This is a genomic window from Paenarthrobacter sp. NPDC089675, from assembly GCF_044749185.1.
Lineage (GTDB): Bacteria > Actinomycetota > Actinomycetes > Actinomycetales > Micrococcaceae > Arthrobacter.
Map to the genome: position 1 here is coordinate 289942 of NZ_JBIVHM010000001.1, position 13322 is coordinate 303263.

At 64.1% G+C, this 13322-nt stretch carries 8 protein-coding genes; 6 read left to right on the forward strand and 2 right to left on the reverse strand.

Annotated features, from left to right (window positions below):
- Positions 1-86: 86 nt before the first annotated feature.
- Positions 87-797 carry a 3'-5' exonuclease gene (locus ACIPY2_RS01450; protein ID WP_400264617.1) on the reverse strand — a complete coding sequence of 237 codons (711 nt, stop codon included), beginning with the start codon at positions 795-797 and terminating at the stop codon, positions 87-89.
- 65 nt (positions 798-862) lie between these two features.
- Between ACIPY2_RS01450 and ACIPY2_RS01455 the strand changes: the two genes are divergently transcribed.
- From ACIPY2_RS01455 to ACIPY2_RS01465, 3 genes are read left to right on the forward strand one after another with little or no spacing between them, the layout of a single operon-like run.
- Positions 863-1279, forward strand: a complete 417-nt coding sequence (locus tag ACIPY2_RS01455; RefSeq protein ID WP_400264618.1) for an MGMT family protein — start codon at positions 863-865, stop codon at positions 1277-1279.
- Complete coding sequence (locus ACIPY2_RS01460) at positions 1276-4602, forward strand: ATP-dependent helicase (RefSeq protein ID WP_400264619.1); 3327 nt, start codon at positions 1276-1278, stop codon at positions 4600-4602. The genes ACIPY2_RS01455 and ACIPY2_RS01460 overlap by 4 nt, the downstream gene beginning before the upstream one ends.
- A complete protein-coding gene (locus tag ACIPY2_RS01465; RefSeq protein WP_400264620.1) occupies positions 4599-8093 on the forward strand; it encodes an ATP-dependent helicase in 3495 nt (1164 codons plus the stop codon). Before ACIPY2_RS01460 ends, ACIPY2_RS01465 begins: the two co-directional genes overlap by 4 nt.
- A gap of 53 nt (positions 8094-8146) precedes the next feature.
- On the opposite strand, the gene ACIPY2_RS01470 is transcribed toward ACIPY2_RS01465, so the two are convergent.
- Positions 8147-9421: a phosphotransferase gene (locus ACIPY2_RS01470; RefSeq protein WP_400264621.1), complete on the reverse strand. Its 1275-nt coding sequence runs from the start codon at positions 9419-9421 to the stop codon at positions 8147-8149.
- Positions 9422-9583: 162 nt separating this feature from the next.
- On the opposite strand from ACIPY2_RS01470, the gene nudC reads away from it, so the two are divergent.
- Genes nudC through ACIPY2_RS01485 form a run of 3 tightly spaced genes read left to right on the forward strand, consistent with a single transcriptional unit; the run spans position 9584 to position 13277 of the window.
- Positions 9584-10579 (forward strand): NAD(+) diphosphatase, encoded by a 996-nt coding sequence (gene nudC, locus ACIPY2_RS01475; protein WP_400264622.1) that lies wholly within the window; start codon positions 9584-9586, stop codon positions 10577-10579.
- 11 nt (positions 10580-10590) lie between these two features.
- Positions 10591-12708 (forward strand): ATP-dependent DNA helicase UvrD2, encoded by a 2118-nt coding sequence (locus ACIPY2_RS01480; protein WP_400265089.1) that lies wholly within the window; start codon positions 10591-10593, stop codon positions 12706-12708.
- On the forward strand, positions 12708-13277 hold the full coding sequence (locus tag ACIPY2_RS01485) for a YgjP-like metallopeptidase domain-containing protein (RefSeq protein ID WP_400264623.1): 570 nt from the start codon (positions 12708-12710) through the stop codon (positions 13275-13277). The genes ACIPY2_RS01480 and ACIPY2_RS01485 overlap by 1 nt, the downstream gene beginning before the upstream one ends.
- Positions 13278-13322: the final 45 nt, after the last annotated feature.

Below are 13322 nucleotides of genomic sequence, written 5' to 3' on the forward strand. Positions count from 1 at the left end.
TCGAAAGCGTTAACACGCCGCTCCCGGGGGTCCCAAAGACGTTGTGACTTGCGTCGCACGCCGTAACTTCCCGGCGCCGGGTGTGGTCAGAATCCGCCCCTGCTGGCGTCCTCGGGCGGGAGGACCGGCCACTCGCCTTCAATGACCGCTGTGGGCTTGCTCTTGCGCAGATACTGCTGGAAGTCGGCCGCTTGGGAAGCGGCCCAGTCCACCTGCAAATGGTGCAACTGCGAGGCAGGCATCTGCAACTTGGGAAACTTTCCAGCCATGGCATCGAGCACGCGGAGGGTGGCCAGCGCATCTGCGGCAGAGGTATGCGCGTTGTCCAGGCTGACGCCGTACTCTTCGCACAACGCCGTCAAAGTGCGCTTGCCCTTGCGGTACCGGTCCACCTGCTTGTTCATGACGTAAGGGTCAAGCACGGGGAAACGGCTCAGCTGCGGTACGCCGTGCCTGGCCGATTCCGCTGCCAAGACCGTGAAGTCGTAACTGGCATTGAAGGCAATGACCGGTGTGCCGTCGTCGAACAGTTCCTGGAGAACGGTGGCAACTTCCCGTGTGACCTCGGCGGCGGGACGCCCTTCAGCGCGGGCTTTCTCCGTGGTCACCCCGTGTACCTCGCTTGCCTCAAGCGGGATTTCGACGCCGGGGTCGGCCAGCCATTCGTGTTCCTTGATGAGTCCACCGTGGCTGTCCACTACGGTAATCGATGCCGTTACTATGCGGGCGGAGCGGGAATTCTTCCCGGTGGTCTCGAGGTCGAACGCTGCACGGGGAAGGGTATTCCAGGAACTCATGTTTTCAAGCTACCGGCTGGCCCCGACACTATAGGGCGCGACACTCCTGCGGCTACGCTGATCACATGCGGATGGAGTATGTGACGGCAGTGCTGGCCGTCGTGGACCTCATTCCGGCAGGTGCGGCGGTCTCTTACGGCGACGTAGCGGAACTCCTTGGGGCAGGGGGACCGCGGCAGGTCGGATCGGTGATGAGCCACTACGGAAGCGGGGTTCCTTGGTGGCGGGTCCTCAGGGCCAGCGGCGAGGCGCCTCCGGGCCACGAAGCTGAAGCCTTGCGGCAATATGTGGCTGAATCCACGCCGTTGCTCGGCGCCCATGAGGCGTTCCTGCGGACCGGCGAAGGCCGCTGGCGGGTCAACCTCGCCTCTGCGCGTTGGGCTCCGTCGGAGGAAGATTTCGACCGGCTTGATGTGATCTCCGACCAGTTGGAGCGTCAGCTCCATATTTTGTCGGTGCCCGATGATGAAATGACTGTGTGACCGCAACTGCCGCCAAGAACAGCCAAGCCCAAGCTGCGCTGCGCCTTCTTCCGCCGCGCGAGACCCACTTCCACGCGCCGCTGCTGTCTCCGGACCAGGAGGCTGTGGTGTCGTTGGTGCGGGGAAGCGGCCCAGTCCTGGTTCCTGGCGGTCCGGGAACCGGAAAGTCCACTGTCCTTGTCGAGTCGGCGGTCCGTCGCGTTTCGGAAGACGGCCTTGATCCGGAGAACGTCCTCATCGTCGCGCCGGGCCGGCACGCCGCTGCGGCATTGCGGGACACCTTTACGGGGCGCCTTGACCGCAGTTTGAGTACGACGCCGGCACGCACCTGGGCGTCCTACGCTTTCGATCTCATCCGGCGGGCCAAAGCGGAAGGCATCCTGCCGCTGCCGCGGCCGCCAAAGCTCCTTTCGGGACCCGAACAGGACCTCATCATCAAGGAGCTCCTCGAGGGCCACTCGGGTCCCGGCTTGGAGCTGCCCTGGCCCGAAGACCTTTCCGCAGCCTTGCCGACCCGCGGCTTCCGGCATGAAATCCGGCTGTTGTTCGACCGCATCATTGAATCCGGCCGCACCCCAGAAGACCTGGTTGCCCTGGCTTGGGAGTGCGGCCGACCGGACTGGATGGCTGCGGCCAGCCTGTACCGCGAGTACAGGGACGTCCTGGATCTCCGCATGCCGGAGGCGTTCGACCCCGCAGGAATCATCACCACCGCACGCCAGATCTTCCAGGATGCCCCTGCTTTCCTGGCTGCTGAACGGGAACGGTTGCAGCTCATCCTTGTGGACGACGCCCAGGAGTCCAACCCCGCCATATTCGAACTCCTCGCCGATATCGGGGAAGGTAAGGACATCTTGGTGACGTACTCGCCTGACACCGTCGTGCAGGGTTTCCGCGGTGCCCGTCCGGATCTTGTGGCAGACCTCCCCGCACTTCTTCGAGGCACCCGCGGCGATGTGCTGGTCAGGCCGTTGTCCACGACGCACCGTCACGCGCCGGAAATCGCGGAAGCCTGGACCAGGGTGGCGTCGCGCATTTCGCAGCGGGCGGGCGGCCAACTGGCCCGTCAGCTTGAACAACCGGTAAGTGCCACGTCGGCGCCTGCGGTTGCGGGCAGTGTGGAAGCACATATTCTGCCGTCCGCCGTCCACGAGTTGCGGTACATTGCCCAGCGCATCCTTGAAGCCAGGTTGCGCGATGGGCGGGATTTCACGGACATGGCGGTCATTGTCCGTAACGGCGGGCAGATCTCGCAGTTGCAGCGCTATCTGTCCGGACAGGGGATTCCCGTCCAGGTCCCCGTGGCGGACTCCGCCGTCCGGGACGAAGTGGCTGTGCGTCCCTTGCTCGAAGCCTTCTCGGTGGTCCTTGACCCGGCCAGGTTGACGCCGGAAACGGCCATTTCACTGCTGACGTCGCGTATCGGTGGAGCATCGGCAATTGAACTGCGCAGATTGCGCCAGTCGCTCCGTCGCGAGGAGCTGCAGGGCGGGGGCGGCAGGTCCAGCGATGCTTTGTTGGTGGAAGCACTCCTGCAGCCAGGGGCCCTCGCCACGTTGGGCGTCGAGGGTAGTGCCGCGCGGCGGTTGGCAAGGATGCTCGCGGCCGGAGCGGAGGCCGCCGGGCAGCCAGGTGCCAACGCCGAGTCGGTCCTTTGGGCGCTCTGGAACGCCACGGGACTGGCTTCGAGGTGGTCGGAGGCCGCTCTGGAAGGCGGCAATGCAGGAGCGCGGGCAGACCGTGACCTTGATGCGATGATGGCCCTCTTCCATACAGCGGAACGTTACGTGGACCAGTTGCCGGGTTCCGGGCCGGAGCAGTTCCTCGAGTACCTGATGAACCAGGAATTGCCCATGGATACCCTGGCGGCCAGGGCACAGTTGGAGGAGTGCGTTGAGCTGTTGACGCCGGCAAGCGCGGCCGGGCGCGAATGGCCGGTGGTGATTGTGGCGGGACTCCAGGAAGGTGTCTGGCCCAACACCCGCCTGCGGGGCGAGCTGCTGGGCAGCACGCTCTTTGCGGATGTAGTGGACCATGGCGTGGAGCATGCCCTCGGACGGGGTCCCTTGAGCAAACTGAGGGACATCCGTTACGACGAACTCCGCAGCTTCTCCACAGCTGTCTCCAGGGCCCGTGAGGTGCTGGTCTGCACGGCGGTCTCCTCCGAAGATGAACAGCCGTCGGCCTTCCTGGACTATGTAGCGCCGCTGCCGTCCGGCCACTATGCAAGGGAATACACCCCGGTTGACCGGCCCATGACCCTGCGTGCCCTGGTGGCCGAACTCCGCCAGTTCGCCCAGCTCGGCGAAGGGCCCGCTGCGGCGCCGGAGCTTGCCGATGGCGCGGTACATGTCCTGGCGCACTTGGCCACCGCCCAACCTCCGGTTCCCGGCGCGCACCCGGATACGTGGTGGGGCTTGGCCCCGTTGAGTTCGGATGCTGCCATCGTTCCTCCTGGCGGGACTGTCGGGGTGTCACCTTCCAAGGTGGAGGCAGTCCATAAGTCTCCCCTGGATTGGTTTGTCCAAGCGGCCGGGGGAGAGGCGGCGACTGACTTCGCTCGGAGCCTTGGCACATTGGTGCACAGCATCGCACAGGAACTTCCTGAAGCGTCTGGAGCTGAGTACGTTGCGGAGCTGGTCAGGCGGTGGCCGGCATTGGGGATGAAGGACAACTGGGAGGGCAAGCTGGATTTCCAGCGTGCCGAGTCCATGGTCCGCAAACTTGCCCAGTACGTCCTGTTGATGCGCAGTGAAGGCCGTAGTCTCCTGGCCGTGGAGCACGACTTCGAGGTCGCCCTTCCAGATATCGGGCCCGGCGCACCTGAAACCGAGGGTAACGGGTCCGGAATCCGCCACGCGGTGCTTCGCGGCCAGGTGGACCGGCTGGAAATCGATGCCGAAGGGCGGCTGGTGATCGTGGACCTCAAGACGGGAAAACGGCAGCCGGGCAAGGCCGATGTCGCCAGGCACCCCCAGCTTGGGGCATACCAGGCCGCCGTTCTCAGGGGCGCTTTCGGGGAGGCCGGAGCTGGAAAAGCCGGCGATGAACGCCCGGATGCTCCCTCGAGGGGCATGGCTCCGGGAGGGGCGGTGCTGGCGCAGTTGGGTACCAAAACCAAAACTCCTGTGGTCCAGCAACAGGATGCCCTCGCCGCAGACGACAACTGGGCCGAGCCGATGGTCAACGAAGCGGCGCGGCTCATGGCCGGATCAACATTTGAGGCGCGCCATGACCCGGGCAAAGGCGGGCACGGTGGCCACGGCTGCCGTCTGCCGGACATCTGCCCGCTGTGCGCCCGAGGAAAGCAGGTCACCGAATGACGATCGATCTCCTGGATGGTGCCGGGGTTGCAGGCTTCGGCGGGGTTGGTGAGGCAGAAGCGGCTCCGGAAGCCAGGTTTTCTCCCGCGGAGCTGGCAGGGATCCTGGGTGAAAAGAACCGCCCTACGCCGGAACAGTCAAGCATCATTGAGTCATCGCTGGCACCCCGGTTGGTCATCGCCGGTGCTGGTTCCGGCAAGACGGCCACCATGGCTGACCGCGTGGTGTGGCTCGTAGCCAACGGGTGGGTCAAGCCCGAGGAAGTGCTGGGCGTGACGTTTACACGCAAAGCCGCGGGTGAGCTTTCCAGCAGAATCCGGTCGAAGCTCGCAACGCTGCAGCGGATTGCTGCAGAGGATGATGGCACTATTGGTTTCCCGGATGGCGTCGGGGCCGCCGACGGTCTCGAGCCAAAGGTTTCCACCTACCATTCCTACGCCAGCGGAATCGTCTCCGATTATGGGCTGCGCCTGGGCATCGAACGCGATGTGGTGCTCCTTGGCGGCGCACAGTCATGGCAGCTTGCCAGCGAGGTCGTGGAAGCCTTTGACGGAAGCTTCGAACACTTCACTGCGGCCAAATCCACGTTGGTCAACGCCGTCATCCAACTCGCCGGGGAATGTGCAGAGCATCTCCGCGAACCGGACGAGGTTCGCGATTGGATTCTTGGGAAGGCCGTAACCTTCGAAGGGCTTCCCTATACCGCAGGGGCAAATAAGAATCCCACCCAGGGAGCAAAGGACCTCTCCGCCATGCTCCGCACGCGTGCGAGCGTGGCGGACATGGTCGTAAGGTACCAACAGGCAAAGCGGCAACGCGGCGTTCTGGACTTTGGAGATCTCGTGGCGTTGGCTGCGCGTATCGCGAGCGAGATCCCCTTGGCAGCGGTTACGGAGAGAGCCCGATACAAGGTCGTTTTGCTCGACGAGTTCCAGGACACGTCACACGCCCAACTCGTGTTGTTTTCGCGCTTGTTCGGCAAAGGCCATGCGGTGACGGCCGTGGGTGATCCGAACCAGTCCATATACGGTTTTCGTGGCGCATCGGCGGGACAACTGTTCCACTTCGTACAGGAATTTCCTGTGCGGCACAGCGACCCGGACTCCGGAAATGAGTCCTATAGCGTAGCCCCCACGTCATACCTGACCACTGCTTGGCGCAACGGACGCAACATCCTCGAGGCTGCGAACACGATCGCTGCGCCTCTGAACACGCAGGCGGCCTCCAACGGTCCGGCGGGAGACCGCGGTTCGTCCGGAGTCCAGGTTCCGCCCTTGGTGCCCAGCCCGGCGGCCGTGGACGGCAGCGTGGTAATCGGGCGCTTTGCAACCGACGAAGACGAGGCCGCGGCCATTGCCAAGGATGTTCGCATCTACCAGCGGACAATTTTTGAGGAGGAGAAGGACGGCGTCCCCGTCCGGCCCACCATGGCCGTGCTTTGCCGGCGCAGGGCCCAGATGGAATGCCTCCGAAAGGAGTTTGAACTCCAGGGCATCGACTATCAGATCGTGGGACTGGGTGGCTTGTTGGATACTCCGGAGATCGTGGATCTCGTTGCCACGCTGCGGGTACTTGCCGATCCCGGCCGTTCCGATGCTTTGATGCGCCTGCTGGCCGGAGCCAGGTGGCGAATTGGACCGGCCGACCTGATGGCTTTCAGCGATTGGTCCCGGTACCTCGCCCGCAGGCGGTTGAGTCCCGACGTCGGAACGGCTTTTCCTGACGAACATGAGGAGGCGGATCCCGTTGTCGAAAGCGACATCACGGATTCTGCCAGCCTGGTGGAGGCACTGGACTTCCTGCCGAGGGAGGGCTGGACTTCCGGGAACGGCAGGAGCATCAGCGCCGAAGGACTGCAGCGTTTGGGCAAGCTATCCATGGAATTACGCATGCTGCGTAGCTACATAGGGGACGATCTCACTACCTTGCTGGGCGAGGTTGAACGCGCCATGTTGCTGGACATCGAGGTTGCGGCCAAGCCGGGTACCAGCATCCACCAGGCGCGACGGAACCTGGACGCCTTCCAGGACGCCGCGGCGGGCTTCCTCCAGACCTCCCAGCGGATAGACCTGCTGGCTTTCCTCTCATGGCTGGAAGCTGCGGCTTCGGAAGAAGGAGGCCTGGACATTGCCCCCGTCGAAACAAACCGTGAGGCCGTCCAATTGCTGACGGTGCACGCATCCAAGGGTCTGGAATGGGACGTCGTCTTCGTTCCCGGACTCAACGCCGGATCCTTCCCCAGCAACAGGGACTCGCGATGGAGCAGCGGGGCGGCGGCTTTGCCGTGGCCGCTGCGCGGCGATCACGCGGACCTCCCGAAGTGGGACCTGGACCAGCCTGACCAAAAGGGCTGGCTGGATGCGGAGAAGGTCTTCAAATCCGACGTCCAGCACCACGGGGAGGCTGAAGAACGCAGGTTGGCATACGTGGCTTATACGCGGGCGAAGTTTGTGCTCTGGGCGTCCAGCGCAGCATGGAACGGGTCGCGGGCCGGAATCGCGGAGATGTCGGCTTTCCTGTCGGAGTTGGCCCCGCTCACGGGCAGGACCGGATCTGCCGGGGCCTATGACAAGGCTGCCGCCGTGGTCCACCCCGGTTCCGTGGAGGAGGAAGCCCTGCCGGACACGAGCCCCCTTACTGCCACTACGGAAGTTGCAGTCTTTCCGTATGACCCCCTCGAGGGTCCCCAGGACCCGCGAACTGGCGCCCGCCTGCGCCTGGTTCCTGGCCGCCGTGCCGGCATGGACAAAGCTGCCGCCAATGTCCTTGCCCTCATGAACCAACCGGAAACCTTGCTTTCAGCCCCGGACCTGACAGGCAAGCCCGGGCAATGGTTCGAGGAGGCGCAGCTGCTGCTGGAACGCCAACGGCGGTCCTCGTCGCAAAGCGGCGTGCACCTGCCCAGCCATATCTCAGCCTCGCTCTTTGTCGACCTCGGCGCGGATCCGGCCGCTGTCCTGGCCCACCTCCGTCGGCCGGTGCCGCGTGAACCCGGTATTTCGGCAAGGAAGGGTACTGCCTTCCACGCGTGGGTGGAGGACTATTTCGGCACCACCGGAATGCTTGACCTTGACGAAGCACCGGGTTCCGATTCCCATATCGACGAAGCCTATGGACTTGACGAGATGGTGCAGGCCTTCAAACATTCCGAATGGGCCCATCGTGCTCCGGCCTTCGTGGAAGTGCCCGTAGAGACAAAAATTGGTGATGTGGTGGTTCGTGGCCGCATCGACGCCGTCTTCCACGATGCAGATGGCCGCTGGCAACTGATCGACTGGAAAACAGGGCGCCGCCCGGCAGGAAAACAGTTGGCAACGCGGGCCGTTCAGCTGGCTGTCTACAGGTTGGCCTGGTCCCGGCTCAGGGGAGTGCCCTTGGAGGACGTCAGTGCTGCGTTCTACTACGTGGCCGAAGACGCCGTGGTAAAGCCCCATGATCTCGGCACGGCTGCAGATCTGGAAGAGATCATCGCCAAGGCACTCCAGGCCTAGCCGCCGCGGGACCCGGGTTGTCCGGTGGATGCTGGCTATTTCAGCTGGGCGGCCTAGGCCCTGTCCGGGGCATGGAGCGGCGTCACGTTGACCACCTTGATGGCCGCCGTCGAAGTCTCTTTCTGAGGACTGGCATCCTGACGGACGGGTGCCTCCGGTGATGCTTCCACGGCCGCTTCGTCCGGGTTCTCCGGGGTTTTGTCCGTGATGGCCGGAATAGAGGCCACGGAAACTGCCTGTGCATTGTTTCCATGGTCCGGAGCGGGTGTCGCAGTTGCGCCGTCGTCGGGAATCGCCACTACGGTCACTGCGGGCAGAGTGCCGCCGGAGGCGGAACCGGAGTCCGTAACGGGAGCGTCATCCTGCTCCGCGGCGGAGGAGGCTTCCTCGGCGCGGGCAGCTTCCTCTTGCCGGGCCTGTTCGTCGATGTCCTCAGCCAGCGAGCGGAGCATGCCTTCGGCCTCTGCAGTCATTTCCTGATGGCCCACCGCCATGGCTTTAACCAAGTACTGGGCCAGGGCGAATTCAGCCAGCAGCGCGGCCCGGCGGAGGAGGTGGGCGTCCGGAGTCTCGCGTCGAACCTGTGTATAACGCGCCAGCACGGCCTCAATAAAGGGGGCCTCGTTGGATGCGACCAGCCAGGCGAAATCATCCGCCGGGTCCCCGATGCGGAGATCTGTCCAGCCGGTGATGGCCGTGACTGCCTCGTGCTGCACCATCAGGTTGTCCTCGTGCAGGTCACCATGTACTACAGAGGGGTTGAAACGCCACAGGGCAACGTCTTCGAGGGCGTGCTCCCACCTTCGCAGGAGAGTGGCCGGAATTTTGCCGGTGGTGGCAGCCTGGTCCAGTTCGTTGAGCTTGCGCTGGCGGAACTCGTTGGCGGAGTAACTCGGGAGGTCGGCATTGTTGACCAGCGCCAAAGGCAGGTCGTGGATAGCGGCCAGGGCAGAACCGATTTCCCGGGCCAAATCCGGACTTCCCGCGGAGAGTTCGTCAATGGAGAGGGTGGAGCCCTGCAGATGGGCGTACACGAATGTTGTGAGATCGCCTTGCCTGACCGTCCCGGCAATGGTCGGGACATGGAAAGGCAGCTCCGCGCGGATGGCCGGGGCGAAGGCACGCAGGATCATGAATTCGGTTTCCAGCCGGGTGCTTGCTTCGGGGTGCCGTGGCGACCGGACGCGCCACCGTTTGCCTTCCGCGTCGAGCAGCAGCGCCGAGTCGAAGTCGGCGTCGTCGTCGGGGGACAAGGCTGTAGCCGTCGGCGCCAGGCCGGGCACCGCCGCGGTTGCTACAGCGGCCAGTTCTAGCGGTGTTCTTCTCACGTCTTCAACGGTAGATTGACTGTGGCCTGTGGCCATGATGCAGCCCGGCGAGTCTTGAGATCCGCAGTAAAACAAGGCAACGCAATCATTCGGAGGGGAGCACGCTTCCACAGTGCCCCCTGTCAAATGTTTTTTGCCGGTGCAAGTCAGTACGGTAGATACATGAGCTACACGGAGTCTGCAGCGCCGGCCAACCATCTGATGGAGACTGTTCTTCCAGTGCGCCCCGCCGTCGTGGATCGCGGTTCCGGTGTCCGGCTGAAGCCGGGGATGGTCGAGGACCTCATTGGCTCCGGTACGGCCAAGGCCATGGTTATCTCCCAGCGCAAGGCCCTGGTCACACCCCGGGGTCTTTGGTTTGGTGACGCCCGCACTCTGTGGCAGGACCTCTCCGGAGCCGGAGCCGGAGCCGGAGCCGCGACGGCGATATACCTCGGCACTACCCTCGTCCCGTCCTCGCTTCCCGAGGGCACGGCAGTGCTTCTCTTCACCGTCCCGGAGCCACTGGCCCCGGGAACCTCGTCTGTCCCGGAAGACGCCGAATGGGCAGGCTTCCGTGAGGTCGCGGGCCGCCTTGATGCCTGCGACACGGCCTTGTTCATAGAGGCAAGCGCCATCAGTAATTGGCACGCTACCCACACGCATTGCCCCCAGTGCGGTACTCCCACGCACGTTGAGGCCGGGGGCTGGGTACGGCGTTGCCCGGCGGATAATTCCGAACACTACCCCCGGACTGATCCCGCCATCATTGTCACCGTGGTTGGCCCCGACGGCCGGCTGCTGCTCGGCGGCGGCGGCCCGGCGGATGCCAGGAACTACTCCACCCTGGCTGGATTCGTTGAACCCGGAGAGTCGCTCGAGCAGGCAGTTGTCCGCGAGATAGGCGAGGAAGTGGGAGTTCGCGTCACTGCCTGCCAGTACCTTGGATCCCAGTCGTGGCCCTTTCCGGCCTCGCTGATGCTCGGCTTCACGGCCACCACCGACGATTCCGTGGCAAAGCCCGACGGCGTCGAAGTCACCCGGGCACGGTGGTTCAGCCGGGAAGAATTGCAGGCTGCCGTCCTGAGCGGGGAAATCACCATTTCCACCAGGTTGTCCATTGCACGGTCCCTCATCGAGCACTGGTACGGCGGAGTCATCGAAGATCTCCAACCGTGACTGAAAGCATCATGACTGCCGGACAATCCCTGGAAGAACGCATTCTTGGCGGCTTGGACGAAGAACAACGGGAAGCAGCCAGCACGCTCACCGGACCTTTGTGTGTCCTGGCGGGCGCCGGCACGGGCAAGACCCGGGCCATCACGCACCGCATTGCCTATGGCATCCACTCGGGTGTCTATTCGCCGCAGCGGCTGCTCGCGGTCACCTTCACCGCCAGGGCAGCAGCCGAAATGCGGAGCAGGCTACGTGACCTCGGGGTACCCAATGTCCAGGCCCGCACTTTCCATGCCGCCGCGCTGCGGCAGCTCCAGTTCTTTTGGCCCCAAGCCATTGGCGGCACTTTGCCGTCCCTGCTGGACCACAAGGCCAACCTCATCGCGGAAGCGTCGCGCAGGCTCCGACTCAGCACAGACCGTGCGTCAATCCGCGATCTCGCGGCAGAGATCGAGTGGGCCAAGGTCTCCATGCTGACGCCGGCCAACTACCTTGAGAACGCGCAGGGCAGGGGGACCCCCGGAGGATTCGATCTCACGGCCGTCTCGCGTGTCTTCCAGGCCTATGAAGACCTCAAAACGGACCGGAACGTCATCGACTTCGAGGATGTCCTGCTTATCACCGTGGGCATTCTCCAGGAGGACCCAAAGGTGGCCGCTACGGTCCGTGAACAGTACCGCCATTTTGTCGTGGACGAATACCAGGACGTTTCTCCGCTGCAACAGCGGCTGCTGGATCTTTGGCTTGGTGGCCGGGATGAGCTCTGCGTCGTGGGCGATGCCAGCCAGACTATCTACTCCTTCACAGGAGCATCTCCCCAGCATTTGCTCGGGTTCAAGGCACGGTACCCGGACGCCACTGTGGTCAAGCTGGTCCGGGACTACCGTTCCACCCCTCAAGTGGTGAAGCTTGCCAATGACCTCCTTTCTTCCCGCAGGAGCGGGGGGCCGGTGGCCGACGCCGCGTGGGCGCCGCCGCTCAGGCTCGTGGCACAGCGTCCCTCGGGACCGGAGCCACGGTTCCTGGAATGTCCTGATGATGAGGCCGAGGCCGCGGTTGTTGCAGGCAAGATCCAGGAATTACTGGACGGCGGCGTCAAAGCCAGCGAGATAGCTGTCCTCTTCCGCACCAACGGGCAATCGGAAGCCTATGAGCAAGCCCTCGCGTCGGCCGGTATCGGTTACCAGTTGCGCGGGGGAGAGCGTTTCTTTGCCCGCAAGGAAGTCCGCGACGCCATCCTCCAACTCCGGGCAGCCACGAGGGCCGTCTCGGAGGAAGCAGGGGAGCCCCTGGGCCAGATTGTCCGGGACATCATCTCCTCTTTGGGTTACACCGAGACCCCACCACACAGCGGCGGTGCTCTCCGTGAACGGTGGGAATCCCTCGCGGCGTTGGTGGCCTTGGCTGATGAACTGGCCACCAGCAGGGGCGAGTCCTTCTCGCTTGCAGAATTCGTCAACGAACTCCAGGAGCGTTCGGTTGCCCAGCATGCCCCCACCGTCCAAGGCGTGACCTTGGCGTCGCTCCATGCGGCAAAGGGCTTGGAATGGGATGCGGTTTTCCTGGTCGGGCTCAGCGAAGGTCTCATGCCCATCTCCTTTGCCGATTCTCCCGAGGACGTGGACGAAGAACGGCGGTTGCTTTACGTCGGCATTACCAGGGCCCGGGAGCACTTGAATCTGTCGTGGTCCACGGCCCGAACCCCGGGCGGGAGAGCCAACCGCAAACCGTCACGGTTCCTTGATGGGCTGCGCCCTGATTCAGTGGCCACATCCAAGGCCAGGAGCCGCGACTCTGCACCCAGGCGCAAAGCCGCTGCACCGGCGTCGTGCCGTGTCTGCGGAAGCATGCTGGCAACCGGAGCGGAACGTAAAGTCGGCCGCTGCAACCAGTGCCCCCCGACGTACGAAGAACAAACGTTCGAGGCCCTTCGGCTCTGGCGGCGGGAGGAAGCCCAGTCAGCTGACGTGCCCGCTTACGTGGTGTTCACAGACGCCACGCTCACGGCCATCGCGGAAGCCCGGCCGGAGTCGCTGGAGCAACTGGCCTCGCTTGCCGGCGTGGGTCCATCGAAGCTGGAACGCTACGGCGAGGCCGTTCTTGGGGTGCTGGCACAGAGCAGCGGTCAGTGATGGCTGACGAGATTCCCTTGCGCACTGATGATGGCGCTCCCGTCATCGTGCGCCGTTCAGCCCGTCGCCGCCGGACCGTGGCGGCGTTCTGGGAGGACGGCAATGCCGTGGTGGCCATTCCGGCCAGTTTCACCAAGTCGCAGGAACGCGAGTGGGTACGGCGGATGCTGGCCAAGTTGAAATCCCAGGGCGAGCGAAGGGGCCCGGGCTCCAACAAGAGAAAGCCCGCCACTGACCAAGCGCTCGAGCAGCAGGCAGCACACCTTTCGCGGACGTACCTCGGCGGCAGGGCTGTTCCTGCGTCTGTTCGTTGGGTTACCAACCAGAACTCCCGCTGGGGTTCGGCGACTCCGGCAGACGGCACAATCCGTCTCTCGCATAAGCTCCAGCCGATGCCCCAATGGGTGATCGACTACGTCTTGCTGCACGAGTTGGCACATCTGATCGTGTCAGGGCACACCGCGGACTTCTGGCGCCTTCTGGATGCCTACCCTGAAACGCAGCGCGCCAAGGCGTTCCTTGAAGGTGTTGCCTTCGCAACGGCCAGGGGGCTGACGGAGGGCCACTGAATCAACCCACGTGTTTGAACGGCCGCCGGTTTCATCACCTGGCGG